The sequence below is a fragment of the Pseudomonas sp. PDM03 genome (genome assembly GCF_014852385.1).
Taxonomy (GTDB): Bacteria; Pseudomonadota; Gammaproteobacteria; order Pseudomonadales; family Pseudomonadaceae; genus Aquipseudomonas; species Aquipseudomonas migulae.
On record NZ_JACVBM010000016.1, the window covers coordinates 106462 to 123581 of the forward strand.

A 17120-nucleotide genomic window follows, 5' to 3' on the forward strand; every position below is an offset into this window, starting at 1 on the left:
TCAATCGCATAACCTCTTTTGTAATACCGAAAAAATCTTACTCTTAACAAACTACTTTAACTTCTGAACGCAGCCTTCTGTGCTGATTCAAGTTATCGAGCAAATTCATCCGCCAGATTGCCGTTACCCCTCCCAATACGCTCCTAAATCTCAGTTCTGTAAGGGTTTTCCTTTAATCCGCGCCTTGACGGTGCGGTGGCCGCATTCCTATAGTGTGCGCAAGTGGTGGAAAGTGGCATGAAGTGGGTTTTTTGAACGCAAAACGCTAATATTTGGAGAAACGCTGACGTGTTTCGCGGAGCTAACGCTATCAGTCTCGACGCAAAGGGCCGTCTCGCCATGCCGAGCCGGTACCGTGACGAGCTCGTTTCGCGTAGTTCCGGTCAGCTGATCGTCACAATTGATGCCGTTGATCCGTGTTTGTGTGTTTACCCCCTCGATGAGTGGGAAATTATTGAAACCAAACTGCGCGCACTGCCTTCGCTTCGCGAAGAGAACCGCCGCCTGCAACGTTTACTGATTGGTAATGCCGTCGACCTCGAGCTCGATGGCAGTGGTCGTTTCCTGGTTCCGCCGCGTCTTCGTGAATATGCCCGGCTGGATAAGCGCGCGATGCTGGTAGGCCAACTGAACAAGTTCCAATTGTGGGACGAGGATGCCTGGGATGCGGTTTCTGCCGCTGACCTGGCTGCTATTCAACAACCGGGCGCCATGCCTGATGAACTGCGTGATTTGATCCTGTGACTATTGATAGCGGCTTTAACCACATCACCGTACTGCTTGACGAAGCCGTCGAGGCTCTCGCCGTACGTCCTGATGGCTGCTATCTGGACGGCACGTTCGGGCGCGGCGGACACAGCCGGTTGATCCTCAGCCAGCTTGGTCCCGAGGGTCGGTTGCTGGGATTCGACAAGGATCCTCAAGCGATTGCCACCGGGCAGACGCTAGCGGCCGAAGACGGCCGCTTTGTCGTTGTGCAGCGCAGCTTTGCCGAACTCGGTTCGGAAGTCGCCGAACGCGGTCTGGTCGGCAAGGTCAGCGGCGTTCTGCTTGACCTGGGCGTGTCTTCGCCACAGCTCGACGACCCTGAGCGCGGTTTCAGTTTCCTCAATGATGGCCCGCTGGACATGCGCATGGACCCGTCCCGCGGGATCAGCGCTGCCGAGTTCGTCAACACCGCGCCGGTGGAAGAAATCGCCCGTGTGTTCAAGGAATACGGCGAAGAACGTTTCTCCGGCCGCATGGCCCGTGCCGTGGCCGAGCGTCGTGACATCAAGCCGTTTGAACGCACCGGCGATCTGGCTGAAGTCCTGAAAGTCGCCAACCCGGCATGGGAAAAGGGCAAGAACCCTGCGACCCGTGCATTCCAGGGCCTGCGTATTCACGTCAACAACGAACTGGGCGATCTGGAAGCCGGCCTTGAAGCTGCGCTGGAATCCCTGGAAATCGGTGGCCGCCTGGTGGTCATCAGTTTTCACTCGCTGGAAGACCGCATCGTCAAACTGTTCATGCGCAAGCTGGTGAAAGGCGAAGCCGACAACCTGCCGCGCAACCTGCCGGTACGTCACGTCGCGTTCGAACCGAAAATCAAAATCCATGGCAAAGCGCAGTCCGCCTCCGAGGCCGAACTCAAAGCCAACCCACGTTCCCGTAGCGCCGTCATGCGCGTGGCGGAGAAGCTGCGGTGAGCAAGCTTTTCGCCAAGCCACTTCCCGGCGGAAGCTTTTTCATGCTGCTGCTGTTTGTTGGCGTGCTCGTGTCGGCCATCGGCGTGTCGTACAGCGCCCACTGGAACCGTCAGCTGTTGAACTCGCTGTACAACGAGTTGAGCGTGCGCGACAAGGCGCAGGCGGAATGGGGCCGGTTGATTCTCGAGCAGAGCACCTGGACGGCGCACAGCCGCATCGAAGTCCTGGCCACCGAGCAACTGAAGATGCACATTCCTGGCGCCGCTGACGTGCAGATGGTGGCGCCATGATGAAACTCGAAGGCGCACTCTTTCCATGGCGGTTTCGCCTGGTGGTGGGTTTGCTCGGCGTCATGGTCGCGGCAATTTGCTGGCGCATCATTGACCTGCAAGTGGTCGACCGTGCCTTCCTGAAAGGCCAGGGCGACGCGCGCAGCGTTCGTCACATTCCGATTCCGGCTCACCGTGGTCTGATCACCGACCGTAACGGCGAGCCTTTGGCTGTCAGTACCCCGGTCACCACGCTGTGGGCCAACGCCAAGGAAATGCAAACGGCCAAAGAGAAGTGGCCGGCATTGGCGGCCGCGTTGGGTCAGGATCCGAAAGCCCTCGCCGAACGTCTCGAAGCTCAGGCCAATAAAGAATTTATCTATCTGGTGCGCGGGCTGACGCCTGAGCAAGGCCAGTCCGTGCTCGACCTGAAAGTGCCGGGCGTCTACGGCATCGAGGAATTCCGCCGTTTCTACCCGGCCGGTGAAGTGACTGCTCATATGGTCGGCTTTACCGACATTGATGACCACGGTCGTGAAGGTGTCGAGCTGGCCTATGATGAATGGCTCGCCGGTGTCCCTGGCAAGCGGCAGGTCATCAAGGATCGGCGCGGTCGACTTATCAAAGATGTTCAGGTGACCAAAAACGCCAAGGCCGGTAAGCCCTTGGCGTTGTCCATTGACCTGCGTCTGCAATACCTGGCCAACCGCGAGCTGCGCAACGCGATCATCGAGAACGGCGCGAAAGCCGGCAGCCTGGTGATCATGGACGTGAAGACCGGCGAGATCCTCGCCATGGTCAACCAGCCGACCTACAACCCGAACAACCGTCGCAACCTGCAACCGGCGATGATGCGTAACCGCGCAATGATCGACGTGTTCGAACCGGGTTCGACCATGAAAGCGATCTCCATGAGTGCCGCGATCGAAACCGGCCGCTGGAAACCGACCGACACCGTCGAGGTTTACCCGGGCAGCTTGCAGATTGGCAAGTACACCATCAAGGACGTATCCAAGACTGAAGGTCCGGTACTTGACCTGACCGGCATTCTGATCAACTCCAGTAACGTCGGCATGAGCAAGGTCGCGTTCGATATCGGCGGCGAAACCATTTTCCGGCTGGCGCAGAAAGTCGGCCTCGGCCAGGACACCGGCCTCGGTTTCCCGGGCGAGCGCGTGGGCAACCTGCCGAACTACCGCGAATGGCGCAAGGCGGAAACCGCCACGCTGTCCTATGGCTACGGTATTTCCGTGACCGCGATCCAGTTGGTCCACGCCTTCTCGGCACTGGCCAACAACGGTCGCCTCGCGCCACTGACCCTGATCAAGACCGACAAGGCGCCGCAAACCACGCAAGTGCTGCCGGAAGCTGTCGCCAAGACCATGCAAACCATGCTGCAACAAGTGATCGAAGCACCGCGCGGTGTATTCCGTGCGCAAGTGCCGGCGTATCACGTCGGCGGCAAGTCCGGTACGGCGCGTAAAACGTCGGTCGGCACTAAAGGCTATGCCGAGAATTCCTACCGCTCGCTGTTCGCAGGCTTCGGCCCGATGAGCGATCCGCGATACGCCATCGTAGTGGTGATCGATGAACCGACCAAAGCTGGCTATTTCGGTGGCCTGGTATCGGCGCCGGTGTTCAGCAAAGTGATGTCCGGGACCCTGCGCCTGATGAACGTCACGCCGGACAACCTGCCGCCGGTGCAACAAGCCAACGCAACACCGGTCGTTCCGCTGAAAGCCAATGGAGGGCGCGGCTGATGTCTCTGAGCCTGAACAAGATTTTCGCCCACGCTGGCCGCGATCTGTTGATCCGCGAACTGACACTGGACAGCCGCAATGTGCGGGCTGGCGATCTGTTTCTTGCCGTTCCTGGCGGCAAGTTCGACGGTCGCGCGCACATTGCCGACGCCTTGCAGCGCGGTGCTGCAGCCGTGGCGTATGAAGTCGAAGGCGCCACCGTGCTGCCGATCACCGACGTGCCGCTGATTCCGGTCAAAGGTCTGGCGGCGCAGCTGTCCGATATCGCCGGGCGTTTCTACGGTGAACCGAGCCGCCACCTGAACCTGGTCGGCGTGACCGGCACCAACGGCAAAACCAGCGTGACCCAATTGGTTGCGCAAGCACTGGATTTGCTCGGCCAGCATTGCGGCATTGTCGGGACCCTGGGCACTGGTTTCTACGGCGCGCTGGAAAGCGGCCTGCACACCACGCCGAACCCGATCGCCGTGCAAGCGACCCTCGCTGACCTGAAAAAGGCCGGCGCCAAAGCCGTGGCCATGGAAGTGTCTTCCCATGGTCTGGATCAGGGCCGCGTAACGGCATTGGCGTTTGATGTGGCGGTGATGACCAATCTGTCCCGCGATCATCTGGATTACCACGGCACCATGCAGGCCTACGGCGAAGCCAAGGCCAAGCTGTTCGACTGGAACGATCTGAAATGCCGGGTGGTGAACCTCGACGACGATTTCGGCCGGCAACTGGCTGCTGAAAAACGTGAGTCGCGCTTGATCACCTATAGCTTGCTCGACAGCAGCGCCTACCTGTTTTGCCGCGAAGCGCAGTTCGATGACGAAGGCGTGCGCGCCACGTTGGTCACGCCGCAAGGCGAGCATCATTTGCGCAGCACCTTGCTCGGTCGCTTCAACCTGAGCAACGTCCTGGCAGCGGTCGGCGCCTTGCTCGGTCTCGACTACGCGCTGGACGAAATCCTCAACGTCCTGCCGAAACTCGAAGGCCCGGCGGGCCGCATGCAGCGCCTGGGCGGCGGTAATCAGCCGCTGGTAGTGGTCGATTACGCCCACACCCCGGATGCGCTGGAAAAAGTATTGATGGCCCTGCGTCCGCATGCCAAAGGCCGCTTGTTGTGCCTGTTCGGCTGCGGCGGTGATCGCGATCGCGGCAAGCGCCCGCTGATGGCCGAAGTGGTCGAGCGTCTTGCCGACGGCGTGCTGGTCACCGATGACAATCCGCGCACCGAAGACCCTGCAGTAATTTTCGATGACATCCGCGCCGGTTTCACCAACGTGGATAAGGTGACGTTCGTCGCCGGTCGTGGTCAGGCCATTGCGCAATTGATCGCCAGTGCTTCGGTGCATGACGTGATTGTCCTGGCCGGTAAAGGTCACGAGGACTATCAGGAAATCAACGGCCAGCGTCATGACTTCTCTGATCTGGTCGAGGCTGATCACGCACTGACCGCGTGGGAGGTGGCTCATGCTTAAACACTTGAAACTGAGCGAACTGACCAGCGCGCTGAATGGCCGCATGATCATCGCCGATGCCACGTTCGATGGCGTCAGCATCGACAGCCGTGCGATCAAGCCGGGCCAACTGTTTATTGCCTTGACCGGCCCGCGTTTCGACGGCCATGACTACCTGAACGACGTGGCGAACAAAGGCGCGGTGGCTGCCCTGGTCGAGCGCGAAGTGCCCGACAGTGGGCTGCCGCAATTGCTGGTCAAGGACGCCCGTCAGGCCCTTGGGCAACTGGGTGCGATGAACCGTGCTGCGTTTACTCACCCGGTCGCCGCCATCACCGGCTCCAGCGGCAAGACCACGGTCAAGGAAATGCTCGCGAGCATCCTGCGCACTCGCGGTCCGGTGTTGGCGACCCGTGGCAACCTGAACAATGACCTCGGCGTGCCGCTGACCTTGCTTGAACTCGCGCCGGAACATACCGCCGCCGTGATCGAGCTGGGTGCTTCGCGGCTCGGCGAAATTGCCTACACCGTCGGCATGACCAAGCCCCACGTGGCTGTGCTCAACAACGCCGGAACCGCCCACGTTGGCGAGTTCGGCGGGCCGGAAAAAATCGTGGAAGCCAAGGGCGAGATAATTGAAGGGCTGGCGGCCGATGGCATCGCCGTGCTCAATCTCGACGACAAGGCCTTCGACATCTGGAAGACCCGCGCCGCCGGTCGCAAAGTGCTGACCTTTGCCCTGAGCAACGTCAGCGCCGACTTCTACGCCAGCGATCTGGACCGCGACGCTCGCGGCTGCCCGGCGTTCAATCTGCACAGTCCTGACGGTGTGGAGCGCGTTCAACTGAACCTGCTCGGCACCCATAACGTCGCCAATGCCATGGCCGCCGCCGCTGCCGCGCACGCCTTGGGCGTGTCGCTGTTTGGCATCGCCACCGGCCTCGGCGCGGTGCAGCCGGTCAAGGGCCGCACCGTCGCGCAACTGGCCAGCAATGGCATGCGCGTGATCGATGACACTTACAACGCGAACCCCACCTCGATGTGCGCGGCCGTTGATATACTCGCCGGCTTTTCCGGCCGCACCGTTCTGGTGCTCGGTGATATCGGCGAGTTGGGCGATTGGGCGGAGCAGGGGCACCGCGACGTGGGCGAATATGCCCGTGGCAAGGTTTCTGCGCTTTACGCGGTCGGGCCATTGATGACTCACGCCGTAAACGCTTTCGGCGAGCAGGCTTATCACTTCACCACTCAGGCTGAACTGATCAAGGCCCTCGGCGCCGAGCAAGACACAAACACCACCATTTTGATCAAGGGCTCGCGCAGCGCTGCGATGGAAAACATCGTTGCCGCTTTGTGCGGGTCCAGTCTGGAGAAACATTAATGCTGCTGCTGCTAGCGGAGTATCTGCAACAGTTCTACAAAGGCTTCGCGGTCTTTCAGTACCTGACCCTGCGCGGGATTCTCGGTGTGCTGACCGCGCTGGTTTTGTCGCTGTGCTATGGCCCGTGGATGATCCGCACGTTGCAGAACCGTCAGATCGGTCAATCCGTTCGTAACGACGGCCCGCAATCGCACCTGTCCAAATCCGGCACGCCGACCATGGGCGGGGCGCTGATCCTGTCGTCCATCGGCGTCAGCACCTTGCTCTGGGCTGACCTGAGCAACCGCTATGTGTGGACCGTGTTGCTGGTGACGTTGCTGTTCGGTGCCATCGGCTGGGTCGATGACTATCGCAAGGTCATCGAGAAAAACTCCAAAGGCCTGCCGAGCCGCTGGAAGTATTTCTGGCAGTCGGTGTTTGGCCTCGGCGCGGCGATCTTCCTCTATATGACCGCCGCGACGCCGGTTGAAACCACCCTGATCCTGCCAATGCTCAAGGACTACAGCATTCCGCTGGGCGCAGGTTTCATCGTGCTGACTTACTTCGTGATCGTCGGTTCGAGCAACGCGGTCAACCTGACCGACGGCCTCGACGGCCTGGCGATCATGCCGACCGTGATGGTCGGTGGTGGCCTGGGGATCTTCTGCTACCTGTCGGGTAACGTGAAATTCGCCGAATACCTGCTGATCCCGTACGTACCCGGCGCCGGTGAGCTGATCGTGTTCTGCGGTGCGTTGATCGGTGCGGGCCTCGGCTTCCTCTGGTTCAACACCTACCCGGCACAAGTCTTCATGGGCGACGTTGGCGCGCTGGCGCTGGGCGCGGCCCTGGGCACCATCGCGGTGATCGTCCGTCAGGAAATCGTCCTGTTCATCATGGGCGGCGTGTTCGTGATGGAGACCCTGTCAGTCGTCATTCAGGTTGCCTCCTTTAAACTGACCGGTCGCCGTGTGTTCCGCATGGCACCGATTCACCACCACTTTGAACTCAAGGGCTGGCCCGAGCCGCGTGTGATCGTCCGTTTCTGGATCATCACCGTGATTCTCGTGCTGATCGGCCTTGCCACCCTGAAGCTGAGGTAGAAACTCGTGTCTCTGATCGCTTCTGACCACTTCCGCATCGTTGTCGGCCTCGGCAAGAGCGGCATGTCCCTGGTTCGCTTCCTGGCGAACCGGGGCACGTCGTTTGCCGTGGCCGATACGCGGGAAAATCCACCGGAACTGGCCACGCTCAAGCGTGACTATCCGCACGTGGAAGTGCGTTGTGGCGAGCTGGACGTCGAATTCCTGTGCCGCGCCGATGAGCTCTACGTGAGCCCCGGCCTGGCGCTGGCGACCCCGGCCCTGCAGGCCGCCGCCGCTCGTGGCGTGAAGTTGTCCGGCGACATCGAGCTGTTCGCGCGTAACGCGAAGGCGCCGATTGTCGCCATCAGCGGCTCCAATGCGAAAAGCACCGTGACCACGCTGGTGGGCGAGATGGCGGCTGCGGCCGGCAAGCGCGTCGCTGTCGGCGGCAACCTCGGTACGCCGGCGCTGGACCTGCTTCGCGATGACATCGAGTTGTACGTGATGGAACTGTCGAGCTTCCAGCTCGAAACCACCGACCAGCTCAACGCCGAAGTGGCGACCGTGCTCAACGTCAGCGAAGACCACATGGACCGCTACAGCGGTCTGCCGGCCTATCACCTGGCCAAGCACCGGATTTTCCGTGGTGCCAGGCAGTTCGTGGTCAACCGTCAGGACGCCCTGAGCCGTCCGTTGATGGGCGAAGGTCAGCCCTGCTGGACCTTCGGTTTGAGCAAACCCGATTTCAAGGCGTTTGGTATCCGCGAAGAAGACGGCGAGAAATACCTCGCCTTCGAATTCCAGAACCTGATGCCGGTGCGCGAGCTGAAAATTCGCGGCGCCCACAATCAGTCGAATGCCCTGGCAGCGCTGGCCCTGGGCCACGCGGCCGGCCTGCCGTTCGACGCCATGCTGTCGAGCCTGCGCACGTTCGCCGGTCTCGAACATCGCTGCCAGTGGGTTCGTGACCTGGACGGCGTGAGCTACTACAACGATTCCAAAGCCACCAACGTCGGCGCCGCACTGGCTGCCATCGAAGGCCTGGGCGCGGACATCGACGGCAAGGTCGTGCTGATCGCCGGTGGCGACGGCAAGGGTGCCGAGTTCAATGATCTGCGTGATCCCGTGGCGGCCAACTGCCGCGCAGTGATCCTGATGGGCCGCGACTCCGACAAGATCGGTGAGGCCATTGGCGACGCCGTGCCGCTGATCCGCGCCGCTTCTCTGGTCGAAGCGGTGGAGCAATGCCGCGCCGCTGCGCAACCGGGCGACGTGGTGCTGTTGTCGCCGGCCTGCGCCAGCTTCGACATGTTCAAGAATTACGAAGACCGCGGTCACCAGTTCGTCCAGGCAGTGGAGGATCTGGCATGAGCCTGCTCAACATCATCAAGCCGTTTCCTTCGCCGCTCATCACCGGGCGCGGCATCGACCTCGATTTTCCGATGCTTGCCGGTTGCCTGGCCTTGCTCGGCCTCGGACTGGTCATGATCGCCTCGGCTTCGACCGAAGTGGGCGCCGTGCAGTCGGGCAGTGCCCTGTACTACATGACTCGCCACTTGATCTACGTGGTGCTGGGCCTGTCTGCCTGCATCGTTACCATGATGATTCCGATTGCTACCTGGCAACGCCTGGGCTGGCTGATGCTGATCGGTGCGTTCGGCTTGCTGGTGATGGTGATCATTCCGGGGATCGGCCGTGAAGTGAACGGTTCGATGCGCTGGATCGGTTTCAGTTTCTTCAACGTTCAGCCTTCCGAGATTGCCAAGGTGTTCGTGGTGATCTACCTCGCCGGTTATCTGGTGCGTCGCCAGAAAGAAGTGCGTGAAAGCTGGATGGGTTTCTTCAAGCCGTTCATCGTGCTGCTGCCGATGGCGGGCCTGTTGCTGATGGAGCCGGACTTCGGTGCCACCGTCGTGATGATGGGCGCGGCTGCGGCGATGCTGTTCCTTGGCGGAGTCGGGCTGTTCCGGTTCTCGTTGATGGTGGTCCTGGCGGTTGCGGCGGTGGTGTTGTTGATTCAGGTGCAGCCATACCGGATGGCGCGTCTGACCAACTTTGCCGACCCGTGGGCCGACCAGTTCGGCGCCGGTTATCAGTTGTCGCAAGCATTGATCGCGTTCGGTCGTGGCGAGTGGCTGGGCGTAGGCCTGGGCAACAGCGTGCAGAAACAGTTCTACCTGCCGGAAGCCCACACTGACTTCGTGTTCTCGGTTCTGGCCGAAGAGCTGGGCGCCGTGGGTTCCCTGTGCACCGTCGCGCTGTTCGTCTTTGTCTGTATTCGCGGCATGTATATCGGTTATTGGGCCGAGAAGGCCAAGCAGTTCTTTGCTGCCTATATTGCGTACGGTCTGTCGTTTCTGTGGATTGGTCAGTTCCTGATCAATATCGGGGTGAACGTCGGCCTGCTGCCTACCAAAGGCCTGACCTTGCCGTTCCTCAGTTATGGCGGCAGTTCGTTGGTGATCTGCTGTGCCTGTCTCGGTTTGTTGCTGCGCATTGAGTGGGAGAGTCGAACCCACCTGGGCAGTGAGGAGATGGAGTTCCATGAGAGCGACTTCGCCGAGGAGCCGACCCATGGGCGCTAACGTATTGATCATGGCGGGCGGCACCGGCGGACACGTGTTCCCGGCGCTGGCTTGCGCTCGCGAGTTCCAGGCCCGCGGTTACACCGTGCATTGGCTTGGCACGCCGCGTGGCATCGAAAACGACCTAGTACCGATGGCCGGCATCGAGCTGCACCGGATCAACGCCAGCGGTCTGCGCGGCAAGGGCAAGTTGTCCCTGCTCAAGGCGCCGTTGATGTTGCTCAAATCCGTCTGGCAGGCGCGGGCGATCATTCGCCAGTTGCGGCCGGTGTGCGTGGTCGGTTTTGGTGGTTATGTGACCGGTCCTGGCGGCGTTGCAGCCAAACTGGCCGGCGTGCCGGTGATCGTTCACGAACAGAACGCCGTGGCCGGTACCGCCAATCGGTTGCTGGTGCCGTTGGCCGCCCGAGTCTGTGAAGCGTTCCCCGACACCTTTACCCTGTCGGACAGCCGACGGACCACCGGTAACCCGGTGCGCACTGAGCTGTTCCTCGACACACCGCGACCTGCCCTGGCCGGTCGCAAGGCGCGTTTGCTGATCCTCGGCGGAAGCCTGGGCGCAGAACCGTTGAACAAATTACTGCCTGAAGCCCTGTCGCACGTCGCCCCCGACCTGCGCCCGGACGTGTTCCATCAGGCTGGCAAAAACCACGATGAAGTGACTGCAGAGCGCTATCGCGCGGCTGGCGTCGAGGCGCAAGTGCAGCCTTTCATCAAAGACATGGCCCACGCCTATGGCTGGGCCGACCTGGTGGTGTGCCGTGCAGGCGCGCTGACCATCAGTGAACTGGCTGCCGCCGGTCTGCCCTCGATGCTGGTGCCTTTGCCCCACGCGATCGACGATCACCAGACCCGCAACGCCGATTATTTGGCCCGTGAAGGCGCTGCCTTCCTGATGCCGCAAAGAACGACTGGCGCAGCGGATCTAGCCGCACGCCTGACAGAGGTCCTGATGCAACCACAACGACTCACCGACATGGCCACTGCGGCACGCCGCCTGGCCAAACCCGATGCGACCCGTAACGTGGTCGATACCTGCCTGGAGGTGGCCCATGGTTGAGAATCAGAAAGCCATGCCGCACCCGGAAATGCGCCGCATCCGTCGCATCCACTTCGTCGGTATCGGCGGCGTGGGCATGTGCGGGATCGCCGAAGTGTTGCTGAACCTGGGCTATGAAGTGTCCGGTTCCGACCTGAAAGCTTCGCCGGTTACCGAGCGTCTCGAATCATTCGGCGCCCAGATCTTTATCGGCCACCGTGCCGAGAACGCCGCTGCCGCCGACGTGCTGGTGGTATCGAGTGCGGTGAACACCTCCAACCCGGAAGTCGCCACTGCGCTTGAACGCCGTATTCCGGTGGTGCCGCGTGCCGAGATGCTGGCCGAGCTGATGCGCTATCGCCACGGCATCGCCGTCGCCGGTACACACGGCAAAACCACCACTACCAGCCTGATCGCTTCGGTATTTGCTGCCGGTGGCCTCGATCCGACGTTTGTCATCGGTGGTCGTCTGAATGCCGCGGGCACCAATGCCCAGCTCGGCACCAGCCGCTACCTGATCGCCGAAGCCGACGAAAGCGACGCCAGTTTCCTGCACTTGCAGCCGCTGGTGGCCGTGGTCACCAACATCGACGCCGACCACATGGCGACCTACGACGGTGACTTCAACAAACTGAAGAAAACCTTCGTCGAGTTCCTGCACAACCTGCCGTTCTACGGTCTGGCGGTGGTGTGCCTGGACGATCCGGTGGTGCGTGAAATTCTGCCGCAGGTCAAACGTCCGGTCGTCACTTACGGCTTCGGCGATGACTGCGATGTGCGCGCGATCAATGTGCGTCAGCAGGGCATGCAGACTTTCTTCACCGTGCTGCGTCCTGACCGCGAGCCGCTGGACGTCTCGGTGAACATGCCGGGTAACCACAACGTGTTGAACGCGCTGGCCACCATCTGCATCGCCACTGACGAAGGCGTCAGCGATGAAGCCATCGTCCAGGGCCTGTCCGGGTTCCAGGGTGTCGGCCGACGCTTCCAGGTCTATGGCGAACTGCCGGTCGAAGACGGCAGCGTGATGCTGGTCGACGACTACGGTCACCACCCGACCGAAGTCGCGGCCGTGATCAAGGCCGTGCGTGGTGGCTGGCCGGAGCGCCGCCTGGTGATGGTCTACCAGCCGCACCGTTACAGCCGCACCCGCGACCTGTACGACGATTTCGTCAATGTACTGGCCGACGCCAACGTGCTGTTGCTGATGGAAGTCTATCCGGCCGGCGAAGAGCCGATCCCGGGTGCCGACAGCCGCAAGCTGTGCAACAGCATCCGTCAGCGCGGTCAGCTCGACCCGATCTACATCGAGCGCGGTGTCGACCTCGCGCCTGTCGTCAAGCCGCTGCTGCGTGCCGGCGACATCCTGCTGTGCCAGGGCGCCGGTGATATTGGCGGTCTCGCACCGAAACTGTTGAAGAGTCCGTTGTTCGCTGGCGCCGTTGCCGCGCCAAGCGTGGGGAAGTTGAAATGACTGCTGCTTACGCCAACCTCGTCTCCACTGTCGCGCCGAAAGATTTCGGCCGCGTTGCCGTGCTGTTCGGCGGCAAGAGTGCGGAGCGTGAAGTTTCCCTGAAGTCGGGCAACGCGGTTCTCGCAGCGCTGCAAAGCGCCGGTGTGGACGCGTTCGGTCTCGATGTCGGTGATGACCTGTTGCAGCGTTTGCTCAACGAGAAAATCGACCGTGCGTTCATCATTCTCCACGGTCGTGGCGGTGAAGACGGCAGCATGCAAGGCCTGCTGGAATGCCTGGGCATTCCGTACACCGGCAGCGGCATTCTGGCGTCGGCACTGGCCATGGACAAGCTGCGCACCAAGCAGGTGTGGCACAGCCTCGGTATTCCGACGCCACGCCACGCGGTACTGAGTTCCGAGGCCGATTGTATTTCGGCGGCGACGGAACTGGGCTTCCCTTTGATCGTCAAACCGGCCCATGAAGGTTCAAGTATCGGGATGGCCAAAGTGACTTCCGCGCCGGAGTTGATCGACGCGTGGAAAGCGGCCAGTACCTACGATTCGCAAGTGTTGGTCGAGCAATGGATTCAAGGTCCGGAGTTCACCATCGCCACCCTGCGTGACCAGGTGTTGCCACCGATTGCCCTGGGCACGACACACAGTTTCTACGACTACGACGCCAAGTACGTGGCCTCCGATACCCAGTACCGGATCCCGTGCGGCCTCGACAGCAACAAGGAAAAAGAACTGATGGACCTCACGGCGAAAGCCTGTGAGGCGCTGGGTATCGCCGGTTGGGGCAGGGCTGACGTGATGCAGGACGCCGACGGGCAGTTCTGGTTCCTCGAAGTCAACACCGCACCGGGCATGACCGATCACAGTTTGGTCCCGATGGCGGCCCGTGCCGCCGGTCTGGATTTCCAGCAATTGGTCCTGGCGATCCTGGCCGCCAGTGTTGAGGTTCGAGGGTAAGACCATGCAAGGCGCACAGCTCAGACATCAGCCCCCTCCAGCACCCGGCCGCAAGCCGGTGCCGCGGGGTGCCAGCCGAATGGTGGCCAAAGAGCCGATGTCTGCGCGCCTGCCGAAAGCCAATTTTGGTTTTCTGAAAAGCCTGTTCTGGCCAGTGCTGCTGGTCGCACTGGGGTTTGGCACTTACGAAGGCGCACAGCGTTTGCTGCCGTACGCCGACCGGCCAATCACCAAGATCGCGGTGCAGGGCGACCTGAGTTACATCAGCCAGCAAGCGGTGCAGCAGCGAATCGCCCCGTACGTGGCGTCGAGCTTCTTCACCATCGACCTGGCGAGCATGCGCACCGAGCTGGAACAGATGCCATGGATTGCCCACGCCGAAGTGCGTCGGGTGTGGCCGGATCAAGTGGTGATCCGCCTGGAAGAACAACTGCCGGTGGCCCGTTGGGGCGACGAATCGCTGTTGAACAACCAGGGGCAGGCGTTCACCCCGCGTGAACTGGCGAACTACGAACACTTGCCACAGCTGTTCGGCCCACAACGGGCTCAGCAGCAAGTGATGCAGCAATACCAGGTACTGAGCCAGATGCTCAGGCCGTTGGGCTTCTCGATTGCACGCCTGGAGTTGCGTGAACGAGGCAGCTGGTTCCTGACCACCGGCGCCGGCAGTTCGGGCCCGGGGATCGAACTGCTGCTGGGCCGCGGCAACCTGGTGGAAAAGATGCGCCGCTTCATTGCCATCTACGACAAGACGCTTAAAGAACAGATTACGAACATTGCGCGCATCGATCTGCGCTACGCCAACGGCCTCGCTGTTGGCTGGCGGGAACCTGTAGCGCCTACGACAGCCCAACCCGCTGTCGCGAAGAATTAAGAGAGGCAGGACCCATGGCAAACGTGCAAAGCGGCAAAATGATCGTCGGTCTCGATATCGGCACCTCCAAGGTGGTGGCGCTGGTAGGCGAGGTCTCGGACGACGGCACGCTGGAAATCGTCGGGATCGGCACTCATCCGTCCCGCGGCCTGAAGAAAGGCGTGGTGGTGAACATCGAGTCCACCGTGCAATCGATCCAGCGCGCCATCGAAGAAGCGCAGCTGATGGCTGGTTGCCGGATCCACTCGGCGTTCGTCGGCGTGGCCGGCAATCACATCCGCAGCCTGAACTCCCACGGCATCGTGGCGATTCGTGATCGCGAAGTCAGCTCCGCCGACCTTGAACGCGTTCTCGACGCTGCACAGGCTGTGGCAATCCCGGCTGACCAGCGCGTGCTGCACACCCTGCCGCAGGATTACGTGATCGATAACCAGGAAGGCGTGCGTGAGCCTCTGGGCATGTCCGGCGTACGTCTGGAAGCCAAGGTCCACGTGGTCACCTGCGCCGTCAACGCCGCACAGAACATTGAAAAATGCGTGCGCCGTTGCGGTCTGGAAATCGACGACATCATTCTCGAGCAACTGGCGTCCGCGTACTCGGTACTGACCGACGACGAGAAAGAGCTGGGCGTGTGCCTGGTGGACATCGGCGGCGGCACCACCGACATCGCGATCTTCACCGAAGGCGCGATCCGTCACACCGCGGTGATCCCGATTGCGGGCGATCAGGTGACCAACGACATCGCCATGGCGTTGCGCACCCCGACCCAGTACGCCGAAGAAATCAAGATTCGCTACGCCTGCGCCCTGGCCAAACTGGCCGGTGCCGGTGAAACCATCAAGGTTCCGAGCGTTGGCGACCGTCCACCGCGCGAGCTGTCCCGCCAGGCCCTGGCCGAAGTGGTCGAGCCGCGTTACGACGAGCTGTTCACGCTGATCCAGGCCGAACTGCGTCGCAGCGGCTACGAAGACCTGATCCCGGCCGGCATCGTGCTGACCGGTGGTACGTCGAAGATGGAAGGCGCGGTCGAACTGGCCGAAGAGATTTTCCACATGCCGGTCCGCCTGGGCGTGCCGCATGGCGTGAAGGGTCTCGACGACGTGGTGCGCAACCCGATTTATTCCACCGGCGTCGGCCTGTTGATGTACGGCCTGCAGAAGCAGTCCGACGGGATTTCGTTCTCGGGCATCAGCAGCCGCGACAGCTACAGCAATGACGAACCGAAAGCCGCCTTGCTCGATCGCATCAAGAGCTGGGTACAAGGCAACTTCTGAAGAATTACCGCAGCACCGTTGTAGATACAGGCAGTAGGCGAAAAAACTAGAGAATCAAAGGAGAGGGAAAATGTTCGAACTCGTAGACAACATCCCCGCAAGCCCGGTCATTAAGGTTATCGGTGTTGGCGGAGGCGGCGGCAACGCTGTCAATCACATGGTCAAGAGCAACATTGAAGGCGTTGAATTCATCTGCGCCAACACTGATGCCCAGGCGCTGAAGAGCATCAGCGCGCGGACCATCCTGCAACTGGGCACCAGCGTGACCAAAGGTCTCGGCGCCGGCGCCAACCCTGAAGTAGGTCGTCAGGCCGCTCTCGAAGATCGCGAGCGCATTGCCGAAGTCCTGCAGGGCACCAACATGGTGTTCATCACCACCGGCATGGGCGGCGGTACCGGTACCGGTGCTGCGCCGATCATTGCTGAAGTGGCCAAGGAAATGGGGATCCTCACCGTTGCGGTGGTGACCCGTCCGTTCCCGTTCGAAGGTCGCAAGCGTATGCAACTGGCCGACGAAGGCATCCGCCTGCTGTCGGAAAGCGTCGACTCGTTGATCACCATTCCCAACGAGAAGCTGCTGACCATCCTCGGTAAAGACGCCAGCCTGCTGTCGGCTTTCGCCAAGGCAGACGATGTACTGGCCGGTGCCGTTCGCGGTATCTCCGACATCATCAAGCGTCCGGGCATGATCAACGTCGACTTTGCCGACGTCCGTACCGTGATGAGCGAAATGGGCATGGCGATGATGGGCACTGGCTGCGCCAGCGGTCCGAACCGTGCACGTGAAGCCACCGAAGCGGCCATTCGCAACCCGCTGCTGGAAGACGTGAACCTGCAAGGTGCACGCGGCATCCTGGTGAACATCACCGCCGGTCCTGACCTGTCCCTGGGTGAGTACTCCGACGTGGGTAGCATCATCGAAGCCTTCGCTTCCGAGCACGCGATGGTCAAGGTCGGTACCGTTATCGATCCGGACATGCGCGACGAGCTGCACGTGACTGTCGTTGCCACCGGTCTGGGCGCGAAAATCGAGAAGCCTGTGAAGGTCATCGACAATACCGTTCACACTTCCATGGCGCCGCAACCGCAACAATCGGCTCCCGCTCGTCAGGAAGCTCCGGCGGTGAACTACCGTGATCTGGACCGTCCGACCGTCATGCGCAACCAGGCTCAGGCCGGTGCTGCGACTGCCGCGAAGATGAATCCGCAAGATGATCTGGACTACCTGGACATCCCGGCTTTCCTGCGTCGTCAGGCCGATTAATGGAATGTATCAGGGCTATGAAGGTGATTGGTGTTCAGCAAAGGTCTGGTCTG

General features: G+C 61.3%; 15 protein-coding genes. All 15 read left to right on the plus strand.

The features are described 5' to 3' along the window. Positions 1-288: 288 nt before the first annotated feature. The 15 genes from mraZ to ftsZ all read left to right on the plus strand — a co-directional run bounded on the left by mraZ (position 289) and on the right by ftsZ (position 17067). Complete coding sequence (mraZ, locus tag IB254_RS21080) at positions 289-744, plus strand: division/cell wall cluster transcriptional repressor MraZ (RefSeq protein WP_008025967.1); 456 nt, start codon at positions 289-291, stop codon at positions 742-744. Next, the gene (rsmH, locus tag IB254_RS21085; RefSeq protein WP_412548230.1) at positions 741-1688 is read left to right on the plus strand and encodes a 16S rRNA (cytosine(1402)-N(4))-methyltransferase RsmH; all 948 of its coding nucleotides are present in this window, start codon (positions 741-743) and stop codon (positions 1686-1688) included. Before mraZ ends, rsmH begins: the two co-directional genes overlap by 4 nt. Next, entirely contained in the window at positions 1685-1978 is a 294-nt protein-coding gene (gene ftsL, locus IB254_RS21090) for a cell division protein FtsL (RefSeq protein WP_032828607.1), read from the plus strand. The genes rsmH and ftsL overlap by 4 nt, the downstream gene beginning before the upstream one ends. Further along, entirely contained in the window at positions 1978-3717 is a 1740-nt protein-coding gene (locus tag IB254_RS21095; protein ID WP_177318160.1) for a peptidoglycan D,D-transpeptidase FtsI family protein, read from the plus strand. The genes ftsL and IB254_RS21095 overlap by 1 nt, the downstream gene beginning before the upstream one ends. Further along, on the plus strand, positions 3717-5180 hold the full coding sequence (locus IB254_RS21100; RefSeq protein WP_192419233.1) for a UDP-N-acetylmuramoyl-L-alanyl-D-glutamate--2,6-diaminopimelate ligase: 1464 nt from the start codon (positions 3717-3719) through the stop codon (positions 5178-5180). The genes IB254_RS21095 and IB254_RS21100 overlap by 1 nt, the downstream gene beginning before the upstream one ends. Then, on the plus strand, positions 5173-6540 hold the full coding sequence (locus tag IB254_RS21105; RefSeq protein WP_192419234.1) for a UDP-N-acetylmuramoyl-tripeptide--D-alanyl-D-alanine ligase: 1368 nt from the start codon (positions 5173-5175) through the stop codon (positions 6538-6540). The genes IB254_RS21100 and IB254_RS21105 overlap by 8 nt, the downstream gene beginning before the upstream one ends. Next, positions 6540-7622 carry a phospho-N-acetylmuramoyl-pentapeptide-transferase gene (gene mraY, locus IB254_RS21110; protein ID WP_008025976.1) on the plus strand — a complete coding sequence of 361 codons (1083 nt, stop codon included), beginning with the start codon at positions 6540-6542 and terminating at the stop codon, positions 7620-7622. The genes IB254_RS21105 and mraY overlap by 1 nt, the downstream gene beginning before the upstream one ends. A gap of 6 nt (positions 7623-7628) precedes the next feature. Beyond that, a complete protein-coding gene (murD, locus tag IB254_RS21115) occupies positions 7629-8975 on the plus strand; it encodes a UDP-N-acetylmuramoyl-L-alanine--D-glutamate ligase (RefSeq protein ID WP_192419235.1) in 1347 nt (448 codons plus the stop codon). Beyond that, positions 8972-10189 (plus strand): putative lipid II flippase FtsW, encoded by a 1218-nt coding sequence (gene ftsW / locus IB254_RS21120; protein WP_008037295.1) that lies wholly within the window; start codon positions 8972-8974, stop codon positions 10187-10189. Before murD ends, ftsW begins: the two co-directional genes overlap by 4 nt. Continuing rightward, complete coding sequence (murG, locus tag IB254_RS21125) at positions 10179-11249, plus strand: undecaprenyldiphospho-muramoylpentapeptide beta-N-acetylglucosaminyltransferase (RefSeq protein WP_008037296.1); 1071 nt, start codon at positions 10179-10181, stop codon at positions 11247-11249. The genes ftsW and murG overlap by 11 nt, the downstream gene beginning before the upstream one ends. Next, entirely contained in the window at positions 11242-12702 is a 1461-nt protein-coding gene (gene murC / locus IB254_RS21130; protein WP_008037298.1) for a UDP-N-acetylmuramate--L-alanine ligase, read from the plus strand. The genes murG and murC overlap by 8 nt, the downstream gene beginning before the upstream one ends. Then, positions 12699-13655, plus strand: a complete 957-nt coding sequence (locus IB254_RS21135) for a D-alanine--D-alanine ligase (protein WP_008025985.1) — start codon at positions 12699-12701, stop codon at positions 13653-13655. Before murC ends, IB254_RS21135 begins: the two co-directional genes overlap by 4 nt. Positions 13656-13659: 4 nt before the next feature. Beyond that, positions 13660-14529, plus strand: coding sequence for a cell division protein FtsQ/DivIB (locus tag IB254_RS21140; RefSeq protein WP_008025986.1), 870 nt, complete (start codon positions 13660-13662; stop codon positions 14527-14529). Between the two features lie 14 nt (positions 14530-14543). Then, entirely contained in the window at positions 14544-15803 is a 1260-nt protein-coding gene (gene ftsA / locus IB254_RS21145; protein WP_008025987.1) for a cell division protein FtsA, read from the plus strand. A 70-nt stretch (positions 15804-15873) separates the two neighbouring features. Then, positions 15874-17067 (plus strand): cell division protein FtsZ, encoded by a 1194-nt coding sequence (ftsZ, locus tag IB254_RS21150; RefSeq protein ID WP_008025988.1) that lies wholly within the window; start codon positions 15874-15876, stop codon positions 17065-17067. Positions 17068-17120 lie beyond the last annotated feature (53 nt).

Bases quoted from the DNA above. Each gene is read 5' to 3' on its own strand.
- IB254_RS21095 (WP_177318160.1), top strand. From the start codon at position 1,978: ATGAAACTCGAAGGCGCACTCTTTCCATGGCGGTTTCGCCTGGTGGTG.
- IB254_RS21100 (WP_192419233.1), top strand. From the start codon at position 3,717: ATGTCTCTGAGCCTGAACAAGATTTTCGCCCACGCTGGCCGCGATCTG.
- IB254_RS21105 (WP_192419234.1), top strand. From the start codon at position 5,173: ATGCTTAAACACTTGAAACTGAGCGAACTGACCAGCGCGCTGAATGGC.
- mraY (WP_008025976.1), top strand. From the start codon at position 6,540: ATGCTGCTGCTGCTAGCGGAGTATCTGCAACAGTTCTACAAAGGCTTC.
- ftsW (WP_008037295.1), top strand. From the start codon at position 8,972: ATGAGCCTGCTCAACATCATCAAGCCGTTTCCTTCGCCGCTCATCACC.
- murG (WP_008037296.1), top strand. From the start codon at position 10,179: ATGGGCGCTAACGTATTGATCATGGCGGGCGGCACCGGCGGACACGTG.
- murC (WP_008037298.1), top strand. From the start codon at position 11,242: ATGGTTGAGAATCAGAAAGCCATGCCGCACCCGGAAATGCGCCGCATC.
- IB254_RS21135 (WP_008025985.1), top strand. From the start codon at position 12,699: ATGACTGCTGCTTACGCCAACCTCGTCTCCACTGTCGCGCCGAAAGAT.
- IB254_RS21140 (WP_008025986.1), top strand. From the start codon at position 13,660: ATGCAAGGCGCACAGCTCAGACATCAGCCCCCTCCAGCACCCGGCCGC.
- ftsA (WP_008025987.1), top strand. From the start codon at position 14,544: ATGGCAAACGTGCAAAGCGGCAAAATGATCGTCGGTCTCGATATCGGC.
- ftsZ (WP_008025988.1), top strand. From the start codon at position 15,874: ATGTTCGAACTCGTAGACAACATCCCCGCAAGCCCGGTCATTAAGGTT.